The following is a 20411-nucleotide window of genomic DNA, read 5'->3' on the forward strand; positions in this document are numbered from 1 at the left end:
TCTTGTCATTGAACACCTCAGGTCATGGTGGCGACTGTACCACCTAAAATGGTGTCCGGGATGATTAGACCACTACACATATTTGCACATCGGAACCAATACAAAGCCCGGCTTCACGACCGGGCTTTTGTATTTTTAGCGTGTTAAACAGCCAGTGTTAGCATTTATCTAGAGGAAGAGAACTAAAACCCTGTCATCTCCTCCATTTTGTATCCATATCAAGCCCTTATCTGATGGATTACTGGCCATTTTAACTGGTTTACTTTTGGCCAAACTCTGTTCATGGCGCGCGATTAGGGTTGTATCTCGCTTATAACTCGGTAGAGTAAGGGCATCTTGAGTTTGCCTGTCCCGGGCCGAGTGTGTCGGGCTTCAGGTGTAACTTGGCCAGTTTTTATCAACCTTAAGTCAGTGGTATCGATATGGAACAAGTAAACAAGTCCACCTTCAGCGATGTACTGGAATATGTGCGTATGTCCCGTCGCCAGAACAAACTCAAGCGTGAAATTGCGGATAACGAGAAGAAGATCCGTGACAACCAGAAGCGCGTGCTGCTGCTCGACAACCTGAGCGACTACATCAAGCCGGGCATGAGCATTGATGATGTGCAGGCGATCATCGCCAACATGCGTGCCGACTATGAAGAGCGCGTGGATGACCACATCATCAAGAACGCCGAGCTCTCCAAAGAGCGTAAAGAGCTGAGCACCAAACTGAAGGGCATGAGCTCTCACAAATAAGCGTTCAGCTTTCGCTTAAGAGACACCGGCCACTGGCCGGTGTTTTGTTATCAGCTCGGATCTCTGCCACTCCTGCAACAATCGGCTCCCCTTTTTAGAATTGCCCTGTTACCATCACCACAAAGCGGTCAATAGTTTCAAGCCATTGACTTGAAAAGACTAAGCTTGAGTGAAACACAATAAATTGCGCAACCATGGTGGGGCTGATATGGGCGCATCAGAACAGACGGATTTGACACAAGTGGCATCTCAAGATTCATCTGTCCAGACCTCGGACGGGAACCCAAAGCGCAAGCGCCGTCCTTGGTGGCGTTGGCTGTTCTGTTTTCTCTTTTTATTGTGCCTGGGGGCGGTGATCGCTCTGGTTGGCTATGAGATGAAAACCTCGAAGCTGCAATCTCAGGAGATCTCCCGCTATGCCGCCAAGCTCACCTATCAGGTCGAGCCTGGCCAGAGCAAGCAGATCGCTTTCCCAGAGGATGGCCCGTTCGACAAGCGGCTCGGCTATGTGCAACTGCCGATGATGCAGGAGCGCCTGCTGCAGCGGGGCTATGAAGTCAGCAAGCAGGTACATTTCTCCGACGCACTCTATGACTACGCCAGTCGTGGCTTCTTCGTGCCCTATACCGAGAAGGTGCAGGCTGGCCTGACGCTGCACGATTGCCGCGCCGAGCCCTTCTATCAATTCAAGTATCCGACCCATCACTATCCGGATTTTGATTCCATTCCGCCGCTCGTCATCCAGTCGCTGCTGTTTATCGAGAACCGCGACTTGCTGAGCAACGAAGAGCCGTTGGCCAACCCGGCGGTCGACTGGCCCCGTTTTGCCAAGGCCGCGCTCTCTCAAGTGGGCAAGGCGCTCGATATGCAGGATCAATCTGCCGGTGGCAGTACCCTGGCGACCCAGGTGGAGAAGTATCGCCACTCGCCGGATGGCCTGACCCTGTCGCCGACCGAGAAGATCCGTCAGATGGCCTCTGCCAGCGTGCGGGCCTATCGTCTCGGGCCGGAAACCCTCGAAGCGCGCAAACTGGTCGCTTGGGCCTACCTCAACTCGGTACCGCTCTCGGCTGCGCCGGGATATGGTGAAGTACATGGTCTGGGAGATGGCCTCTGGGTCTGGTTTGGTGCCAACGTCGATGATGTGAACCGTCTGCTGGATCCCGCCCGCAACCAGAATGCGCCGCTGGCCGAACAGGGGCTTGCCCTGCGTCAGGTTGTCTCTTTGATGATTGCGCACCGCCGTCCCTCTTACTATCTGGCTCAAGGGCGAGAGGCATTGGCTACCCTGACCGACAGCTACCTGCGCCTGTTTGTGCAGGAGGGAATGATCACGCCACCTCTGATGGAGGCGGCGCTCAAGGCCAAGATTTCGTTCCGTGACTTCCTGCAGTCCCCGGCTATCACCCGGGTGAACAATAACAAGGGGTTGCAGGTTGCCCGTACTCGCCTGAGCCGTCAGCTCGGGGTGCAGCTCTATGACCTCGACCGGATGGATCTGACCGCCGATACCAGCCTCAATATGCCGCTGCAAAATGAAGTATCCCGTTATCTGCAGCAGCTAGCCGACCCGACGTTTGCCGCTCAGGTGGGACTGTTTGGTGAGCGCCTGCTCTCGCCGGAGAAAACCGGCGATGTGCGCTACAGCTTCACCCTGTTTGAGAAATCGCCGGAAGGGTTCAAGGTGCGGGTGCAGACCGACAACACCGATCAGCCGTTTGATATCAATGAAGGCTCCAAGCTGGAGTTGGGCTCAACCGCCAAGTTGCGGGTGCTGACTACCTATCTGGAGATCGTGGCCGAGCTGCACGATAACTATGCCGGGATGCCGGTCGAGAATCTGCGCAAGCTGGCTGCCGTCTCTCAGGACAACCTCAGCCGCTGGGCCATCTCCTATCTGATGACGGCTCAGGACAAGAGCCTGCCTGTGATGCTGGAAGCGGCGCTGGATCGCAAATACTCCGCCAGCCCCAACGAAGGGTTCTTTACCGGTGGCGGCATGCACACCTTCAACAACTTCCGCCGCGAGGATAACAATCGTATTCCGACGTTGCGTGACTCTCTGCGTGAGTCGATTAACTTGCCCTTTGTGCGGTTGATGCGCGATATCGTGCGCTACAGCCTCTACAAGGAGGGCAACCGTGCTCAGTTGCTCAAGGACGACAAGGATCCCCGTCGTCAGGAGTATCTGGCCAAATTTGCCGACAAAGAGGGGCAGACCTATCTGCTGCGCTTCTGGCGCAAATATCGCGGCAAGACCCCCGAGGAGCAGCTCGATACCTTCCTCGACGGTCTCAAGCCGAGTGCGGTACGTCTGGCGGCGGTTCACCGCTACCTGATGCCGGAAGCCAGCGAAGCCGCATTTGCTGCCTTCTTGGCGGAGCGGTTGCCGCGGGAGAAGTTGAGCGCCAAGCGGGTCAATCAGCTCTACGTCAGCTATGGCCCGGGCAAGTATTCACTACCGGATCAGGGCTACATCGCCCGGGTGCACCCGCTGGAGCTGTGGCTGCTGGCCTATCTCAAGGAGTTCGACAAGGCGACCTTTGCCGACGCGGTGGCGGCCAGTCGTGACGAGCGGCAGGAGGTCTACAGCTGGCTGTTCAAGACCCGTCATCGCAGTGCCCGTGACAGCCGGATCCGCACCATGCTGGAGGTTGAAGCCTTCCTCGATATCCATCAGCGCTGGGCCAAGCTCGGTTACCCGTTCGACCATCTGGTGCCTTCGCTGGCGACCGCGTTGGGTAGCTCCGGCGATCGCCCGGCTGCACTGGCCGAGCTGATGGGGATTATCCAGAATGGCGGTATCCGCTCGCCAACCTTACGTATCGAGCACCTCTCGTTCGCCAAGGGGACTCCTTTCGAGACCGAGTTTGAGCCGCAGCACACCGAGGGTACCCGGGTGATGCCAGCAGAGGTGGCGGCAGCCCTGCGCAGTGCGCTCTCCAAGGTGGTTGAAGGGGGCACGGCAAGACGTATCGCCGGTGCCTTTGCCCTGCCGGATGGCACTGTGCTGCAGATGGGGGGCAAGACCGGGACCGGGGATAACCGGATTGAAACCGTGGGCCGTTATGGCAACGTGACCAGCTCGCTGGCGCGCAACCGCACCGCAACCTTCGTCTTCTATCTGGGTGAGGATCACTTCGGTACCCTGACCGCCTATGTACCGGGTAGCCAGTCTGACAAGTTCCGCTTCACCTCGGCGCTGCCGGTGCAGGTGCTCAAGGGGATGGCTCCCCTGCTGACGCCTTACCTGCAACCGGGCTCCCATACCCAGTGTCTGGCGAACCAGTGATGCGAGCGAATTACCGCTCATCACGCAGATAACTGACCAGAAAAAACGGGGAGGCTGACAGCCTCCCCGTTTTTATTTCCTTATCGGGCGCCGCGGCGCTCGATTGGGATCAGGCGTTCAGTACGAACTGCTCGATCACCTGAGCCACGCCATCTTCATCGTTGCGGGCAGTGGTGTGCTGGGCGAGAGCCTTGATCTCGTCGGTGGCATTGCCCATCGCAACCCCGAGGCCAGCGTATTCGATCATGTGGCGATCGTTGCCCGCATCCCCGACGCAGATCACCTGATCGGCGGTCAGGCCAAGGTGCTCGGCCAGCGCGGCGACGCCGGTTCCCTTGTTGCTCTGCTTGTTCATGAACTCGAGGAAGAAGGGGGCGCTCTGTACCACGGTATAGCGCTCATAGAGCTCTGCAGGCAGTCGCTCGATGGCGCGGGAGAGCTGGGGCGGCTCGTCGATCATCATCACCTTCATGATCTGCTCGTCGGCAGGCAGGGTGGCGAAGTCGATCAGATTGATCGGCATGCCGATCAGGCGGGATTCGTGCTCGGTGTAGGTGCTGACACGGGGACTGATCAGGCCGCGGGTGACCGAGAAACCGTGAACGTTCACTTCCAGCTCATCAGCCAGTTTGGCGACGGCGCTGGCGTCACTGCCGGTCAGCAGCTGGCTGCGGATGATGCGCTGATCAGCCACCTGTTGCACCAGAGCGCCGTTGTAGCAGATGACGTAGTCATGCTCTGTGGTGAGGCCGAGCTCTTCCAGATAGCGGCTCATCCCTTCCAGCGGGCGGCCGGAGGCCAGCACAACGGTTACCCCTTTGGCGCGCGCGGCGCTGATGGCGGCGTGGGTGCGGGGAGTAATCTGGCCCTGCGGGTTGAGCAGGGTGCCATCCATATCCAATGCGATCAGCTTGTACATCTCTCACTACCTGAGTCTGGGTGGCCCGCCCGGTGGGGCCAAGGAAGTGGCGAGTGTAGCGAAAATCGGCGGCGGGATCACGGCCGGTTCAGCGATGGGGCCGTGCCGGTTTAGCTATTTGTGTCCCTCGTAAGGGGTCATCTCCAGGGTTTCATCATGGATGGTCAGGCGGGTAGGGCCTCGGGTGATGGTAACCTTGCGTTTGAAGCTGGCCATCTCGACCTCGATGCCGGAGTAGAGGTGTTGGGTGGCAATGACCTCCATCTGAGCCATCAAGTTTCGCAGCTCCTCCTGGTTGGCGGTGAGCTGCTCATCGAGCTGGGCCAGTTCGGCCAGCTGATGGTCCCGGATCGGTTTGAGCTTGCGCAGGGTATCCGGATTGCGCTTGTCGCCGGGTAGTTGCAGCAACTTCATGACCAGCTCCTTGATTTTCTCCAGCTGGGCCTGACACGTCTGCTGGCGCAGCTTGAGCTGGTGTTCCTGCTCCTTGTGGGTGAAGTAGCCGCCGAGGATCTGCAGCCGGGTATGGTTGGCGGCCTCGGCCCCCAGGCTGGGGGCCATGATCAGGCGATTGGCAATGCTGGTACCCCCCAGCAGAGTGCCTTTGCGCATGTTGCTATCGCCTACCTTGATATCTTGTCCGCTGCGGGAGTAGCAGTGGCTGAGCTGGCTCTGGATCTGGATATCCCCCCCCGCTTCCAGCTGGGCATACTGGGCGTAACTGGCGTGGATCTCCCCCTGCGCATTGAGCTGGCAAAGGTACTCTCCCTGCTCGTTGCGGCGGCCAATGATGCCGTGGCGTACCGTGATGCTGCCCCCAGCTTCGATCCAGCCCCCTTCGATAAAGCCGCCAATCACGATGTCACCGCTGACCCTGATCTTCATGCCCGGGTTGACGTCGCCGCTGACGATTAAGCCCCCTTCAAAATCAATGTGGCCGTGGCGGGCATCCACCTGTTTGACGCTGAGCACCTCGTCCACCTTCATGCCTGCTTTTTCCTGACAGGGCAGGCCAGCCCGACCGGCAATCAGCAGGTCGGGATCGTCGGGGGAGATGAAGGTGCCCTCGCCTGCACTCATCGGGCTGTCTTTGCCATCCTTGGCGGGCAGATCCTGACCGGTCACGGTAAAACCGGGCACCCCGACGGTGGCTGGATGACGGCGCATCAGCGGAGCGCCGGCCTTGACGGTGACGATGGAGCCGAGATCCCGCAGGTCGACCTTGCCATGCCCCAACTCCTGTGGTTTGAGGATCCGTTCGGCCGGGGTCTCCACCAGCCGCTCATAGCGAGTGTCCTGACCATTGACGGCAGGCTGGCCGTTGGCAATTACCAGCTTGAGCTGGCTGCCGGGGGCGGCCTCCTTGGCTGACTGGATGGCAGCGGTGAGCAGTTGCTCACTCACCCCCTGTTTGATTTCGCTGATGGCGATCGCCTCTTTCAGCTGTTCCAGCGTCACATACTTGCCCCCCCAGTCGGCAGTGATCTGGGCGATGGCGCTCATGCGATCCTTCTCCACTATTACGGCGAGTCGGGCATCCTGACGCTTGCCGATGGGGATGGGGTTGGCAGGGACGGGGGCGGCAGGGTTGGTGAGCAGGGTATTGAGCAGGCTGATGGCCTGTTTGATCCCCTCGGGCAGCGGCTGATAGCGGCGACAGTTGGAAGCGAGCAGCAGAGCCTGCACATCCTGTTCCGTGACTGGTTTGGTGAGACCGGCGGCAATCCGCAGGCAGACCAGTTCCATATCGCTTGATAGCAGCAACCACTCTTTGCTTAACACCGCATCTCCTTGCTGGATGAGAACGGAACGATCGGCTCGCTCCTCTACTGTCATTTAATCTCTCAATGATTAATAAAGCGAGTCGCCAACCCTGAGAGTGGGCAGTATTCAGATATTTCCTCTGAATGGTCAATGAATTGAAGTCAAATCGGTGATGGCGGCCAGATAAATGTGGGCGCTGTTTGGAAACGGAGTGAAAAGGCGGATCGCAGCGCCAGCGACATAAGGTCGCTGGCAGGGGGGGGTTATCAGCTGCGTTGGGCTGTTCTGGCCAGGGTGAGGTAATCGCCGAGCACCGGCTCACCCAGCATATGGCGGCGCAGCATATCGAGGGCGGCAAAGGCGAGGATCTTGCGGCGGCTCTCCGGGTCGGGGTGGCTGACCTTGACCGTCTGACCGATGTGCATGCCATCGGCGCTGAGCAGCAGTGGCACCCCCTCTGCACCCTCTCGCCCAATGGTCAGTTGCAGGCCTGCATCGGTGGTCGGCAGTTGTGCCAGCTCATCGGCCAGTTGCGCGCTGAAGCGTGCTTCCAGCCGGGGATGGCCGTGACAAAGCGCCAGCAGGGCGCCGCCACTCTCTCCCTCCAGCAGAGTCAGCGGTTTGCCTTGCAGCAGCGCAAGGATCTGCTGCGCCGGTTCCGTATCTCCGCAGCCAACCAGCCAGGGGCGGATCGTATCCAGCAGTCGGCGCTCTGCACTCTCCATGTCAGCGGCACTGGCGCCGTGGCCGATCAGCTTCAGCTCGATAAGGGGCATGGAGGAGCGGTAACCCAGCTCGATGCCGGCTGGCCAGGGTTCGGCATCCAGCATATCGCTGAGGGCAGATTCCGAGATGCCGAAGGTGTAAAAGCGACGCAGCTCGGTGTCGATCTGCGCCCCGGCCAGCTGTTTGAGGCGCGGCAGAATTTGCTCGCGCACCATCTGTTTGAACTCGAACGGCACGCCCGGGGTGAAGAAGAGCTGGCTCTGGCCACTTCGCACCACAAAGCCGCAGGCGGTGCCGACCGGGTTGTCGAGGATTTCGCTCCCCTGTGGCAACCTGGCCTGTTTGGCATTGCTTTGTGCCATGGGGCGACCACGGCTGGCGTAGCGGGCCGTGATGGTAGCAAGCCAGTCGGGGAAGAGGGTGAGCGGCTGTTCAAAGGCTTCAGCGGCTGCCTGAGCAGTGAGGTCGTCGGCGGTGGGCCCGAGTCCTCCACACACCATCACCACCTCGGCGCGGCTGGCACTCTCTTGCAGCACCGTTTTCAGGTCAGCGAGGTTGTCCCCCACCGTCAGGCGACGGCGCACCTGCCACCCCTGTTCCAGCAGCAGAGCGCTGAGCCAGGCTGCATTGGTATCAACCACCAGACCCGTCACTATCTCGTCTCCGGTACTGATGATCTCGATACGCATGGCAGGCTCCTTGGATTAAACGGGTGGCAACGGTTGGTCTTGGGCCAACACAATCAGGCTTTGTTGTGCTCGAAGTAGTAGCTGATCCGGGTACGCGGATTGAGGTACTCGAACACGGCGGGCGGCAGCCGTTTGGGGTGGATCACCTTGGCGATCGACAGTTCGGCTTGCTGCAGGTCGATGATGGCCGCTTCCTGACGGGGAATGCGCGGATCGTAGACCAGCACCGAGGGGTAGAGCAGGCGGGAAGCGTTGACCGACATCACCAGCCCCACCTGACCGTTGGAGAGTTGCACCACGCTGCCGGGGGGATAGATCCCCATCAACCGGATCAGCATGCTGAGGTACTCCGGATTGAACTGCGCCTTGCGCTGCTTGTAGAGGCCGCTCAGGGCTGAGTAGGGCACCTTGGCCTGCATGTGGCAGAGGTTATCGTATTCGTTGATCAGCGACACCATCTGGGTCAGCGGATCGAGCTGGCCACCTTTGAGCCCTTCCGGCCCGCTGCCATCAAGATATTCGTGGTGATGGAGCACGATCCCCTTCGCCTCGGCCGGGAAATCCTTGGCCAGATTGAGCAGATCCAGCCCGTAGCGCGGGTGCTGGGCCATCAGGTTCTGCTCCGGCTTGGTCAGCGGCTCGGTCTTGCGCAGGATCTGGCTCGGGATCTTCAACTTGCCGATATCGTGGAACAGCGCCCCCATACCGATATGGCGGATCTGGTCGGCCGACATGTTGCACTCCTTGGCCAGCAGCATGCTGAGTACGCTGACGTTGAGGGAGTGGAAGTAGAGGTTGTTGCCATCCTCGCTGTCGGAGACCAGATGGAGCACCATCTCGTCCACCGAGAGCAGCTGTTCTGTCATGGCGTTGACCAGCTCCTGCGCCTCGCCGATGGCATTGAGGGGGCGGGACTGGAGCTTGCTCATCACGCTGCGCACCTGGGCCAGCGACTGCTGAAACTGTTTCTCGCACTGCTGCAGGTTGCGACGATACTGCTGCAACTGCTCGATGCGGCGATCTTTCTCCTGCTGCATCTGGGCCTGACGCTGGGCGGCGTCTGCGCTCTCTTGTTGCTGAGGTTGTACCTGATTGAGGGGCTTGGGCGGAACGTCGCTCTTGTCGGGAATGATGGTGACCAGTTTCAGGCCGAGACGGCGGATCAGCTCGATCTCTTCTTCACTTTTGATCTTGAAGCTGGAAAACAGGAACGGGTGTTCGCGCCACCCCAGTGGCAGGGATACATAGTTGCCGACTTGCAGTCGATCTACGGAAATCTTGATACCGGTCATTATCTTGGAAGCAGGAGACACACTGAGCCGTATGCTAGTCAAAGGCGGGGGTGAATACAAAAGGTATCTGATGACAGGGCAGGAGCTTTATTATAGGCTTCTGGATGTCCAGACATATTTACTGATGCAGTACAGGGAGTAAGCATGCCGATCAAGATCCCGGATCAGTTACCCGCCGCCGAAGTGCTGGGGCAGGAGAACATCTTCGTGATGACGGAATCCCGGGCCGTCACCCAGAACATCCGCCCGCTGCGGGTGCTCATCCTCAACCTGATGCCAAAGAAGATTGAGACCGAGATCCAGCTGATGCGGATGCTCTCCAACTCGCCGCTGCAGGTGGATGTGGATCTGCTGCGCATCGATGACAGGGAGTCAAAGAACACGCCGCAGGCCCATCTGGAGAACTTCTATCACGACTTCGAGCAGGTGCGTGGCAACAACTACGACGGCATGATCATCACTGGGGCGCCGCTCGGGTTGGTGGAGTTCGAGGAGGTGGTCTACTGGCCGCGCATCGTCGAGATCATCGAGTGGTCCCATCAGCATGTTACCTCCACCCTGTTCCTCTGCTGGGCGGTGCAGGCGGCGCTCAAGGCACTCTACGGCATGGAGAAGCAGACCCGTGGCGAGAAGCTCTCCGGTGTGTATCATCATCATCGCCTCGATGAGCACGAACCGCTGCTGCGTGGTTTCGATGACGAGTTTGTCGCGCCCCACTCCCGCTATGCGGCGTTTGATGGCGATTTGATCCGCGCCCACACCGATCTGCAGATTTTTGCCGAGTCAGAAGAGGCGGGGGTTTATCTGGCGGCGACCAAGGATTGTCGTCAGGTGTTTGTCACCGGGCATCCGGAGTACGACGCCCTGACTCTCGATGGGGAGTACCAACGGGATCTGGCGGCGGGCCTTGACCCGGCTATTCCGGTCAACTACTACCCGAATAACGATCCGGGCAAGACCCCGCGCGCCAGCTGGCGCAGCCATGGTCATCTGCTGTTTGCCAACTGGCTCAACTACTACGTCTATCAGCTCACCAGCTATCGGGTGGAGGATATCGGCAAGGTCTTCACCTATGACCAAGGGGGCAAGTAGTCAGTCGCCCAGCTCCAGCCGCTGGGCCAGCTGGTCGAGCCACTGGCGGTGGCAGGCCAGGGTAAACGCCTTGGGTCTGTGGGCCTTGATAGCGGCCATCGCTTCTTGCTGTGGCTGGCCGAGGGTCATCAGCAGCGCGGCGGCGACCAGACCGGTACGACCGCTGCCCCCTTTGCAGTGGATGACCAGATGTTTGCCATCCCCCAGCAGCTCGCGCAGCTGCGGCAGCGCCTGTTGCCAGGCGGCCTCGAAGGCTGCATCGGGGGCCAGATCATCCTCGATGGGCAGGTGGAGCCAGCGCATTCCTTCGTGCTCGACCTGCTGGCCGAGCTGCGCCAGTTCGAGTCGGGTCAACTCGGCGCTCGTCATCAGGGTCACCACCCCGTGGGCACCGGCCAGCCGCAGTTGATCGAGCGCCAGGGTCAGCGGCACCTGCTGGGTGCCGGGGCAGGGGGTCAGCAGCAGCTGACCATCGACACGGGGAACCTCAAGGCTCCAGAAAGGGTGATACGGGTGCATGGCGGATCCTCGCGTGGTGGCCACAGGGCTGCGGCCGGTGAATGGCGCCAAGGATAGGCGGGGCAGGGGGGATGTCAATGGCCGTTGTGTTTGCCCCAGTTTACGGGCAGAGTCTAAAAAATTGAGCGGTTCAAGGAGTTAAGATGAGAAACCTGGATCAACTGGATTTGGATATCCTGGCCCATCTGTTTCGGGATGCGGGCATGACCAACAAGGATCTGGCCGCGTTGGTGGGCGTTGCCCCCTCCACCTGTCTGGAACGGGTGCGCAAGCTGCAGCAGGATGGCGTGCTCAAGGGGGCGCACTGCGAAGTGGATTATCAGGCCCTCGGGGGTCACATTCAGGCCATGGTCTCCCTGCAGCTGGCCCGGCACAGTCGCCAGATCATAGACGATTTTCGCGATGCGATCCTGATGCTGCCCGAAGTGATCAGTCTGTTCCACATGGGGGGCAAGGACGATTTTCTGGTACACCTCTGCGTGGCCGATACAGAGCACCTGCGCAACTTCGTCTTTGATCACTTCACATCCCGCGAGGAGGTGGTGCACCTCGAAACCTCGCTGGTGTTCGAGCACAAGTTCAGCCGCTCCCTGCCCTGCTTTCCCCAGCCATAACGGCCAGTGGGCCGACAGTATGGATAGATAGAAAAAACCGCCAGCTGGCGGTTTTTTCCATTCTGCTATCGGCTGAATCAGTACGGGTGGCTCAATTGGCGGCGGTGCGTTCATCCTTGGCCGTCTGATAGAGGCTCTTCTGATAGGCCATGCTGCCCCACAGGGCCAGACCAAGGGCATCCTCCTTCAAGGCGTCCGGCTGCGCCGCCAGGGTCAGCTTCTCACTGGCACCATCGTAGACATAGCCTTCTGCCGCGCGCTCCGGTTGCAGGATTACCACATCCTTGCCGCGCATCAGGGCGAAGTTCTTGTCGTATTGCATGATGGCGCGCCCCGGCCAGTCGGCGGGCATGCGGGTCAGATCCTTGCCGAGCATGGGGTAGTCGGCACTGATCCCCATCAGTGAGAGCAGGGTCGGCGCCATATCGATCTGGCTGACGACGCGCGGATCTTTTCTCGGCACTATGCCGTCGCCCACGATAACCCCCGGAATATGGAAGCGGGGGATGGGCACCAGACTGGCGCCACCGACCCGGCTGTCGTGGTCGGCGATGACCAAGAACAGGGTATCCTTCCAGTATTCGGACTGTTTCGCCCTCTTGAAGAACTCGCCGATGGCGTAATCCGCATACTTGGCCGCGTTGTTGCGGGTCTGTTTGGGTTGCTCGAAGAGTTCGATGCGGTTGTCCGGGAATTCAAACGGATCGTGATTGCTGGAGCTGAATACCAGACTGAAGAAGGGTTTGCCCTCTTTGTGCAGTGCCTTGAAGGTCTCGTCGGCCTTGGCCATCAGATCCTCATCGGATGCGCCCCATGAGCCCTTGAACACCGGATTGTCGAAATCCTTCTGTTCGATGATGGTGGTGAAGCCGTTGCCGAGGAAGAAGCTGCGCATGTTGTCGAAGTGACTCTCGCCGCCGTAAATAAAGCTGGTGTCGTAGCCCCGCTGTTTGAGCAGATCCGCGATGGTGAAGAAGTTGGTCTGGCTCTTGCCGAGTTTGACCACCGACTGTGCCGGGGTTGGCGTGAAGCCGGTCAGTACTGCCTCGATACCACGCACCGAGCGGGTGCCGGTGGCGTAGAGCTGCTCGAAGGCCCAGCCCTGCTGCGACAGGGCATCGATGTTGGGGGTGAGCGGCAGGCCACCGAGGGAGCCGACAAACTGGGCACCCAGACTCTCCTGCAGCAGGATCACCAGATTCTTCGGTTTACCCTGGAAGCTCGCCTCGTTGAAGGTCTGGCTGGGCAGCAGCTCGGAGTTGAAATCACTGGCCGGACGGCCACTCTCCTTGCGCATGACCTCGAGCACCTTCTGCTCCGTCATCTCGCCGTAAAACTGGCCGGCATCCTCCTCGGCGCCCATCTGCTTCATGGCAAAGAAGAGGGAGTAGGCGGAGTTGACGGTGAGCGAGTTGACCAGCGGATCCTCGGCAAAGGCGACCATGGCCGGGTTCAAGGCGCGGTGGCCGAGACTGGAGCGGGCACCGAGAAAACCTATGGCCAGAATGAGCAGGGCGAAGGCCGGACGTAGATACCAGCGGGGGAAGCTGAGACCGCGTACCAGACGGCCGCTCAGCCACCAACCGCCGGTCAGCGCGGCGCCACTGAAGAGTAACGCCAGCAGCAGCTCGGCTTTGCGGCCTGCCCACAGCATGGCGAACACCTCTTTCGGATAGATGAGGTACTCCACATAGAGACGGTTGGGACGCACGCCATACTCGGTGACAAACGAGGGGGTGGAGATCTCGAGGAACAGCATCAGCCAGAGTCCGACGGTCAGCCAGACGCGCATCAGTTGCAGCCAGCCTCGGCCGATGGCATGGGGGCCGGCCAGCAGCAGAGTGAGCATGGCGGGTACACCCCAGACCCAGCAGAGGGTAGCAAAGTCGACCCGGATCCCTTGCAGCAGCATCTCCTGCCAACCGGCCACGGCATCCACCCGTTCCAGTTGCCAGAGACCGAGGGCGATTCGGCTGAAAGAGAGAGAAAAAAGCGCGAGCGCGCAAAAGACGGCGAAGGGCCAGAACGGGCCGAGTCGCTGTTTTAGATCTGTCATGTTTGTTCCTGAATGAGACTGTAAGCGCCTGTCCACAGACGTTTTTTACTTGTTGTGAGGTTATGACAGATCGAACTGGTTAAGGTTGCATTCAATTTTGTTAAAAACCGGAATTAACACATTTATCATCTAAAAATGTGATGTCGCGCCACTAATGAGCACAGCATAACCTGCTGGATAAAATGTGAGCCACAGCGCGTATGGATGGGGGATGGGTGTTTATAATTGCCGCGAATTATCTAAATCGGAGCCGAAGGGATGCCGGTCTTTATCGATGTCGAGTATGTGCGGGGATGGCGCCTGTTTCTGGTGTTATCGGATGGCACCACGGGGGTGCTGGATCTGACCCCCTGGCGAACCCAGCCGCTATTTGCAAAGCTGGAGAGCGAGCGTCATTGCGCCCGGGTCTTCATCAACCGTCACCACCAGCTGGAGTGGCCTGTTGGCTGCACGCTATCCGCCCATGAGGTCTATCACCTCATCTCTCCCATCGATGAGCGGGAAGCCTTCAGCTAATCCCCATTTTTTGTGAGCCAACGCCAGATTCCTGTTACTGGAATGTTTGCCCGTTTGCCTTTCTGAGCCAGCTTGGGTAAAACCTGCGCAACATTTTGCCAACTTGCCTTCGCTTCATCTGACAGAGGCTTGCCGCTTTCGCGCCGCAGGCCTTTTTTGCGGCCAGATGGCAAACCTTTCCCTTGCTGAAAGGTTTGGTTGGTTGAATGAAAATAACAAAACAAACAAATACATAAGGAAAATGTATGGCTTGTCATATGCGCACACCCCTTGCCCTGCTGGTTGGTGGGCTCGCCTGTCACGGCGCTGCCGGTCAGGAACCGGTGCAACAGCTGGATCCCATGGTGGTGGTGGCAACCCGCCCCGCCAGCACCCTGGAGGTGACACTGGATCCCAAGAAGCCCGGTTCCCCCATGCCTGCTGCCGACGGCGCCGGTTATCTGAAGAATGTCACCGGCATGAGCATGGTGCGCAAAGGGGGGCTGGGCGGCGATCCCGTGCTACGGGGAATGGGGATGTCCCGCCTCAACGTGCAGATGGATGGTGGCATGCTGGCCGGTGGCTGTGGCGGCCGGATGGACCCGCCCACGGCCTATGTGTTCCCCCAATCCTTTGATCGGATCCGGGTGCTGAAGGGGCCGCAATCCCTCGAGCAGGGGGCCACTCTGGCGGGAACTGTGCTGTTCGAGCGGGACAGGCCCGAGTTCACCGCGCCGGGTCTCAAGGCCGATGCCTCGGCCCTCTACGGCAGTTTTGGCCGCGATGACCAGATGGTGGATATGACGGCGGGTTCGACTGATGGCTATCTGCGCGGTCAGTTCACCCACTCCGACAGCGACGATTACCGCGATGGTCACGGTAACAAGGTGCGATCTTTCTATCGCCGCGAGAACGGCACCGCCCAGCTGGGCTGGACGCCGGGGGAGCACACCTGGCTGGAGCTCACCGCCGAGCGCAGCAATGCCCGTGCCGCCTATGCGGACCGCACCATGGATGGCCCCATGTTTGATCGCGAATCCTTCGGGCTGAAGCTCAAGCAGGAGCAGATCACCACTCACTGGCAGCGCAGCGAGCTGACCCTGTGGGACAACTACATCGACCACATCATGGACAACTTCAGCCTGCGGCAAAACAGCGGCATGAAGATGCTCTCCAACCCGGATCGCCGCAATACCGGCGGGCGCTGGGCCAACGATATCGCCCTGCCTGCCGACTGGCTGCTGACCGCCGGGCTAGACAGCAACCGGGATCAGCATCGCAGTCGGAGTGGGGTCGACTATGCCACCAAAGATCGTCAGCGCACCCTGCGTTTCGAGCAGCAGGGCGGCTTCGCCGAGCTGGGACGTCAGCAGGGGGCTCACAGCTACAAGGGCGGTTACCGTCAGGATAGGGTAGAGACCACCCGCTATGGCGCTGGTGAACAGACCCTCTACAGCGATACCCTGAGTCTTAACAGCGGGTTTGGCCGCTACGAATATCAGTGGTCGCCACGCTGGTCCAGCTATCTGGCCTGGGGGCAGGCAGAGCGTGCGCCGGACTACTGGGAGCGCAGCAAGGACAGCACCCCGTTCACCCTCAACCCGGAGCGCAGCCGTCAGTGGGATGCGGGGCTGGCGTTGCGCAGCCGCGAGCTGGACCTGACCCTCTCTATCTTTAGCGCCGATATCAAGGATTACCTGCTCTACAACAGCAAGTCGAACAAGGTGCGCAATATCGATGCCCAGACTCGCGGTGGCGAGCTGGAGGGGCGCTGGCAGTTTGCCGAGCAGTGGCGTCTCGACGGTGGTCTGGCGGTGGTCTATGGCGAAAACCAGAGCGACAACAAGCCACTGGCCCAGATGCCACCGCTCGATGGCAAGCTGGCCCTTGGCTGGCAGCCAAATGAGGCGCTGAACTTCACCCTGCTGGGGCGCGCGGTGGCAGCGCAGGATAGGGTGGACGTCGGTTCCGGCACCGTTGCGGGTCAGGATCAGGGGGAGACTCCGGGCTTCTTCACCATGAACCTGAGCGGCGCCTGGCAGTTTGCCAAGGGGTGGCAGCTCTCGGCCGGGGTAGACAACCTGTTCGACACCTTCTACTACGAGCACCTCTCCAAGTCGGTGCACGCCAGTCAGGCCGGGTTGGGCTATGAGCAGAGCGGCCGCATCCCCGAGCCGGGTCGCTCCTACTGGCTCTCTGTCAACTACCGCTTTGCCTCGGCAGGTGTGCTCTAACCAGTTGAGTCAGATAACGTTTTCAGTCACAGACACCGCTGTGTGAGCATCGCTATCATGGTGAAAAACAGGCGTATCAGACGCCTGCTCTCACAGCGGGAACATAACAATGAAACAGGGAACGTTGCGCTATGGCGGCCTGCTCGGGGCCGCCCTGTTACTTGCCGCTTGCGGCGGCAGCGGTAGTTCAGGTGGGGAGGGCGCTCCCCCCGTCGTCAATCCGCCGATCACCCACCCTCCGGTCGCCACGGCCAGTCGTGCCTGCTATGGCGACGATCAACCCGCCTGCAACCTGCGCATCTATCAGGTGATGGTGGAGTCGTTTGCCGATGGTGACGGCAGCGCCAACTACGGCGTTGGCTATGGCCCCTCCCAGCACAACGGCGATCTGCAGGGGATCATCGACAGTCTCGACCACATCAAAAGTCTCAACGTCAACGCCATCTGGCTCACCCCGGTGTTCGACTCCTGCGCGGGGCAAGGCGGCGATAACAAGCTCGATGCCACCGGCTACTTCGCCTGCGACTTTTTTACCGTGGATCCCAACTTTGGCAGCAATGCCAAGCTCAAACAGCTGGTGGATGCAGCGCATCAGCGTGGCCTCTATGTCTTCCTCGACGGGGTGTTTGGCCACGTCAACAAGGTGGGGGTGAGCAAGCCCTCGCCAGAGGGGCGTCTGCCAGCCCTCACCAGCGGCAGTGCGGGTTATCCCGGCCAGCTGGTGGATTACAGCAAGCCGGAGAGCCTCGCCTACTTCAAGGAGGTGGCCCGCTACTGGGTCGAGCTGTACGGCATCGACGGTTGGCGCCTCGATCAGGCCTATCAGCTTGGGCTGGATGATTGGCGCGCCATTCGCAGCGAGGTGGAGCAGGCCAGCGCGGCGCGCAAGGCCGCCGGTCAGCAGTGGGGCACCCTTGGCTACATGGTGGGCGAGGTGTGGAAGGGGGCTGATGACATTCGCGCCCAGGCTTACGGCAGCAGCGACAATCCGGCGCTCTCCTCAGCCTTTGACTTCCCGTTGCGCTATGGCATCGTGCAGGCGCTGGCGGTCGAGGAGTCCGGCAAGGGCGGCCAGGGGGCCAGCGTGCTCGACGCCAGCTGGAACAAGGTGGAGAACTACCCGAATCATGCCATGCCGAACCTGATGCTGGGCAACCACGATCTGGTGCGTTTTGGTGATCTGCTGGAGCGCGGCAACTTCAAGTCGACCGAGTACTGGCAGCGCCACAAGGCGGCCTTCAGCTTTATGGCGGCCCGCTCCGGCCCCATCACCTTCTACTATGGCGAGGAGTTTGGCGACGAGGTGCCGGGCTTTGCTGCCAAGGTCAGCGTTGACTGTGCGGCGCAGGGCTTGTGCGACGATCATGTGGCCCGCAGCGACGGCAAGGTACCCGCTGTCACCGGCTTTGTGCCGGGTAGCGAACAAGCCGAGCTGAAAGAGTGGCTCGCCCAGCTGCTGGCGATGCGCGCCGCCCACCCCGCCCTCTATCAGGGAGAGCGAGTCAAACTGGTGGCCGATGGCAGCCTCTATGGTGACATCAAGCAGACGGCAGGGGAGCAGATAGTCTACCTGCTCAACCTCTCCACCACGGCGCTCAGCTACAACCTGCCGACGGGCAAACTGCGCAGTGGCAGCGCGCTGGTGGATCTGCAAAGCGGCGAGAGTCTGGCTATCGGTGGCAGCAGTGTGACGGTGGAGATACCGCCCTTGAGCGGGCGTTTCCTGCGTCTGCAATAAGTCAGCCACAGCCCGCGTTGATATGAGAGAGGGCCCCATCGCGGGGCCCTCTCTGTCATTGTGGGCGACAAAGTCATGGCGGGTTATGCGGTGGTCTGGCCCCGGTTTTCCAGCCGCTGGCGGAAGGCGCGGGCCAGTCGCTCATAGAGATCCTGCGCCTCCTTGTCTTCGATATCACCGCGGATCCAGGGGTTGTCGACGATCTCCAGCAGCACGCAGTCACGCCCTTGCTGGCGCAAATCGAGCCCGTAGAGGCCATTGCCGAGCTGATGGACGGCGCGGCGAGCGGTCTGCAGTACCCGCTCCGGCACCTCGTTAAGCGGCAGCGCCTCGATGCGGCTCATGTCGAGGGGGTGCTTGCGGCGGCGAATGCGGTTGCCGGGTTCGGGCCGGTAGCGGCGGCAGGCGAACAGCGGCGAGCCGTCGAGAAAGCCGATGCGCCAGTCGAACTCGGCGGGGATCCGGCTCTGCACCAGCAGCAGTGCGGAGCGGCCCAGCCCCTCGTCCAGCAGGCGGGCCAGCTGTTGCTCGTCGCTGGCCATGGCGAGATCGCGCCCCTGCGCGCCGTCGGGCACTTTCACCATCAGCGGCAGGCCGAGCCGCTGTACCAGCTCGTCCACATGGTGGCGGCCGCGGCGGGTCACCACCATGGTGGGCGGCATGGGCACGCCGCTGCGCACCATCAGCTCGTAGAGGTAGAGCTTGTTGCTGCAGGCGAGGATGGCGCGGGAGCTGTCGATCACCGGCATCTTGAGCTGTTCGGCGCGATGGGCAAATTCGAAGGTGTAGTGGCCGACCGCGGTTTCGGCCCGGAGCCAGAGGGTGTCGAACTCCGGCAGCCGCTCGATGGCCGACGGTGGCAGGATCTCGGCCCGGATCCCCTGTGCGGCGGCAGCCCGGATAAAGCGTTCCAGCGCCAGCCCGTCACTGCTGGCACGGCCATCATCGGGGTCGACCAGAATGGCGAGCTGGTAGAGCGGCGCCGCCTGCTCCTCATCACCGGTCCCCACCAGCGCCTGAGCGTGGTGCAGCATTAACTCTTTCTCGCTTGGGCTCAGCGCCAGCGGTGACAGGCTCTGCTGCTGGCGCACCGACCAGCCGTGGCGGCCGCGCTTGAGGGTCAGCTCCTGCAGCGGCAGCTGGCTCAGGCCGTAGTAGTAGCGGGCCAGCCCCGCCAGCTCGCTCTGTTCACACTGGCCGAAGATGGCGCGCACCCTGATCCGATCCTCGCTCTGCTGGGCCAGCCACCCCTGTGCCTTGCGCCACAGCTTGGCCGGTGGCTGCTGGGGTTGCAGTCGGCTGATGGCCTGCAGACCCGGCAGGCAGTGGTGGCCGCGGGCCTGGGCCAGCAGCGAGCAGTAGTAGCCTGCGCTCAGGTGCTCCAGATTGCGGCAGAGGTTGATGATGCGGGGTCGGCCGCCGGTAGTCGGCACGCCATGTTGCAGATAGGTGCGGGCGGTCAGCAGATAATCGGCATGGCAAGGCCAGTCGCCCAGCTCTTCGACGATGACATAGGTACTCATATTTTCGGCTCCACAGATCAGACTGCCTGAACAGGCAGGATCCCCAGTGGGCTTCGATGCACCGACAAGCACGACAATGGCGCGAGGGGAAACAAGAGGTTACAGTGCCTAATATGACGCCTTGGTAACTTGTGATACAAGTCGCATTTTTGGTGCTGAGGATAAATAACCGAACAAGGACTCCCCGTGTTGACCGTACGTGCGGCCCGAACCGATGATCTGGGCGCCATCGTGAATCTGGAACGCTACTGTTTTCCTCCCGAAGTCGCCTTTGGCCGCAGCCGCTGGCACTATCTGCTAGCCCACGCCAAGGGGCGCACCCTGTTGCTGCTGGACGAGAAACATCAGCTGATGGGCTATCTCTGCCTGCTGGAGCACAGAGGCTGGGATCGGCTGGTCATTCAGGCGCTGGCCATCCGCTGGACGGTGCGTCGTCTGGGTTGGGCCCGCCGCCTGCTGGAGCAGGTGATCCGCGAGGGCAAGGCCGCTGGCTGGGGGGCGATCCGGCTGGAGGTGGCGGACGCCAACGAAGAGGCGCTGGCGCTCTATCAGGGATTGGGATTTCGTCCCCAGCAGAGGTTGGCGGACTACTATGGCCGCGACCAGCACGCCCACCGACTGGTGCTGCCGCTGGTGAGCGACGATGAGCGTGAGCGGCGCAGAGTGGCTCGCTCTCAGGTGCGCAAGCCATCTTCACAGGCCAACTGACCGTATTGAA

Annotated in this window: 16 protein-coding genes; 8 read left to right on the top strand and 8 right to left on the bottom strand. The window is 60.7% G+C overall.

Annotated features, from left to right (window positions below; translation table 11 throughout):
• Positions 1-422: 422 nt before the first annotated feature.
• Both tmaR and NOM06_RS07320 read left to right on the top strand, forming a co-directional pair.
• Positions 423-740, top strand: coding sequence for a PTS system regulator TmaR (gene tmaR, locus NOM06_RS07315; RefSeq protein WP_005336024.1), 318 nt, complete (start codon positions 423-425; stop codon positions 738-740).
• A gap of 208 nt (positions 741-948) precedes the next feature.
• Positions 949-4032, top strand: a complete 3084-nt coding sequence (locus NOM06_RS07320; protein WP_255910815.1) for a transglycosylase domain-containing protein — start codon at positions 949-951, stop codon at positions 4030-4032.
• A gap of 109 nt (positions 4033-4141) precedes the next feature.
• Here the strand turns inward: NOM06_RS07320 and yidA are convergent, their stop codons facing one another.
• From yidA to NOM06_RS07340, 4 genes are all read right to left on the bottom strand, one after another.
• Positions 4142-4951, bottom strand: coding sequence for a sugar-phosphatase (gene yidA, locus NOM06_RS07325; protein WP_042056408.1), 810 nt, complete (start codon positions 4949-4951; stop codon positions 4142-4144).
• A gap of 114 nt (positions 4952-5065) precedes the next feature.
• Positions 5066-6733, bottom strand: a complete 1668-nt coding sequence (locus tag NOM06_RS07330) for a FapA family protein (protein ID WP_255910818.1) — start codon at positions 6731-6733, stop codon at positions 5066-5068.
• 248 nt (positions 6734-6981) lie between these two features.
• Positions 6982-8130 (bottom strand): CinA family nicotinamide mononucleotide deamidase-related protein, encoded by a 1149-nt coding sequence (locus NOM06_RS07335; RefSeq protein ID WP_255910821.1) that lies wholly within the window; start codon positions 8128-8130, stop codon positions 6982-6984.
• Positions 8131-8183: 53 nt separating this feature from the next.
• Positions 8184-9422, bottom strand: a complete 1239-nt coding sequence (locus NOM06_RS07340) for a DUF3391 domain-containing protein (protein WP_255910824.1) — start codon at positions 9420-9422, stop codon at positions 8184-8186.
• Between the two features lie 144 nt (positions 9423-9566).
• On the opposite strand from NOM06_RS07340, the gene metA reads away from it, so the two are divergent.
• Complete coding sequence (gene metA / locus NOM06_RS07345; RefSeq protein WP_227341866.1) at positions 9567-10514, top strand: homoserine O-succinyltransferase; 948 nt, start codon at positions 9567-9569, stop codon at positions 10512-10514.
• Here metA and NOM06_RS07350 read toward each other — a convergent pair whose 3' ends face one another.
• Positions 10515-11033, bottom strand: coding sequence for a cyclin-dependent kinase inhibitor 3 family protein (locus NOM06_RS07350; RefSeq protein WP_216980033.1), 519 nt, complete (start codon positions 11031-11033; stop codon positions 10515-10517).
• Positions 11034-11176: 143 nt separating this feature from the next.
• On the opposite strand from NOM06_RS07350, the gene NOM06_RS07355 reads away from it, so the two are divergent.
• Positions 11177-11647 (top strand): Lrp/AsnC family transcriptional regulator, encoded by a 471-nt coding sequence (locus NOM06_RS07355; protein ID WP_167557698.1) that lies wholly within the window; start codon positions 11177-11179, stop codon positions 11645-11647.
• A 91-nt stretch (positions 11648-11738) separates the two neighbouring features.
• On the opposite strand, the gene NOM06_RS07360 is transcribed toward NOM06_RS07355, so the two are convergent.
• Positions 11739-13703 (bottom strand): LTA synthase family protein, encoded by a 1965-nt coding sequence (locus tag NOM06_RS07360; RefSeq protein ID WP_255910827.1) that lies wholly within the window; start codon positions 13701-13703, stop codon positions 11739-11741.
• A 258-nt stretch (positions 13704-13961) separates the two neighbouring features.
• On the opposite strand from NOM06_RS07360, the gene NOM06_RS07365 reads away from it, so the two are divergent.
• Entirely contained in the window at positions 13962-14219 is a 258-nt protein-coding gene (locus NOM06_RS07365) for a DUF2442 domain-containing protein (protein WP_005335997.1), read from the top strand.
• On the opposite strand, the gene NOM06_RS07370 is transcribed toward NOM06_RS07365, so the two are convergent.
• Positions 14216-14476: a hypothetical protein gene (locus NOM06_RS07370; RefSeq protein WP_139714664.1), complete on the bottom strand. Its 261-nt coding sequence runs from the start codon at positions 14474-14476 to the stop codon at positions 14216-14218. The genes NOM06_RS07365 and NOM06_RS07370 overlap by 4 nt on opposite strands.
• On the opposite strand from NOM06_RS07370, the gene NOM06_RS07375 reads away from it, so the two are divergent.
• Complete coding sequence (locus tag NOM06_RS07375; RefSeq protein ID WP_255910830.1) at positions 14465-16432, top strand: TonB-dependent copper receptor; 1968 nt, start codon at positions 14465-14467, stop codon at positions 16430-16432. The genes NOM06_RS07370 and NOM06_RS07375 overlap by 12 nt on opposite strands.
• A gap of 109 nt (positions 16433-16541) precedes the next feature.
• Positions 16542-18170, top strand: a complete 1629-nt coding sequence (locus NOM06_RS07380; RefSeq protein WP_255910833.1) for an alpha-amylase family glycosyl hydrolase — start codon at positions 16542-16544, stop codon at positions 18168-18170.
• Between the two features lie 83 nt (positions 18171-18253).
• On the opposite strand, the gene NOM06_RS07385 is transcribed toward NOM06_RS07380, so the two are convergent.
• Complete coding sequence (locus NOM06_RS07385) at positions 18254-19693, bottom strand: RimK family protein (protein WP_255910836.1); 1440 nt, start codon at positions 19691-19693, stop codon at positions 18254-18256.
• 186 nt (positions 19694-19879) lie between these two features.
• On the opposite strand from NOM06_RS07385, the gene NOM06_RS07390 reads away from it, so the two are divergent.
• On the top strand, positions 19880-20401 hold the full coding sequence (locus NOM06_RS07390) for an N-acetyltransferase (RefSeq protein WP_255910839.1): 522 nt from the start codon (positions 19880-19882) through the stop codon (positions 20399-20401).
• Positions 20402-20411: the final 10 nt, after the last annotated feature.

Origin of the sequence: Aeromonas sp. JL9 (assembly GCF_024436075.1) — a bacterium.
GTDB classification, from domain to species: Bacteria; Pseudomonadota; Gammaproteobacteria; order Enterobacterales; family Aeromonadaceae; genus Aeromonas; species Aeromonas veronii.

Excerpts from the sequence above, each read along its gene's own strand:
- tmaR (WP_005336024.1), top strand. The coding sequence starts at position 423 with ATGGAACAAGTAAACAAGTCCACCTTCAGCGATGTACTGGAATATGTG.
- NOM06_RS07320 (WP_255910815.1), top strand. The coding sequence starts at position 949 with ATGGGCGCATCAGAACAGACGGATTTGACACAAGTGGCATCTCAAGAT.
- yidA (WP_042056408.1), bottom strand. The coding sequence starts at position 4,951 with ATGTACAAGCTGATCGCATTGGATATGGATGGCACCCTGCTCAACCCG.
- NOM06_RS07335 (WP_255910821.1), bottom strand. The coding sequence starts at position 8,130 with ATGCGTATCGAGATCATCAGTACCGGAGACGAGATAGTGACGGGTCTG.
- NOM06_RS07340 (WP_255910824.1), bottom strand. The coding sequence starts at position 9,422 with ATGACCGGTATCAAGATTTCCGTAGATCGACTGCAAGTCGGCAACTAT.
- metA (WP_227341866.1), top strand. The coding sequence starts at position 9,567 with ATGCCGATCAAGATCCCGGATCAGTTACCCGCCGCCGAAGTGCTGGGG.
- NOM06_RS07350 (WP_216980033.1), bottom strand. The coding sequence starts at position 11,033 with ATGCACCCGTATCACCCTTTCTGGAGCCTTGAGGTTCCCCGTGTCGAT.
- NOM06_RS07355 (WP_167557698.1), top strand. The coding sequence starts at position 11,177 with ATGAGAAACCTGGATCAACTGGATTTGGATATCCTGGCCCATCTGTTT.
- NOM06_RS07360 (WP_255910827.1), bottom strand. The coding sequence starts at position 13,703 with ATGACAGATCTAAAACAGCGACTCGGCCCGTTCTGGCCCTTCGCCGTC.
- NOM06_RS07365 (WP_005335997.1), top strand. The coding sequence starts at position 13,962 with ATGCCGGTCTTTATCGATGTCGAGTATGTGCGGGGATGGCGCCTGTTT.
- NOM06_RS07375 (WP_255910830.1), top strand. The coding sequence starts at position 14,465 with ATGGCTTGTCATATGCGCACACCCCTTGCCCTGCTGGTTGGTGGGCTC.
- NOM06_RS07370 (WP_139714664.1), bottom strand. The coding sequence starts at position 14,476 with ATGACAAGCCATACATTTTCCTTATGTATTTGTTTGTTTTGTTATTTT.
- NOM06_RS07380 (WP_255910833.1), top strand. The coding sequence starts at position 16,542 with ATGAAACAGGGAACGTTGCGCTATGGCGGCCTGCTCGGGGCCGCCCTG.
- NOM06_RS07385 (WP_255910836.1), bottom strand. The coding sequence starts at position 19,693 with ATGAGTACCTATGTCATCGTCGAAGAGCTGGGCGACTGGCCTTGCCAT.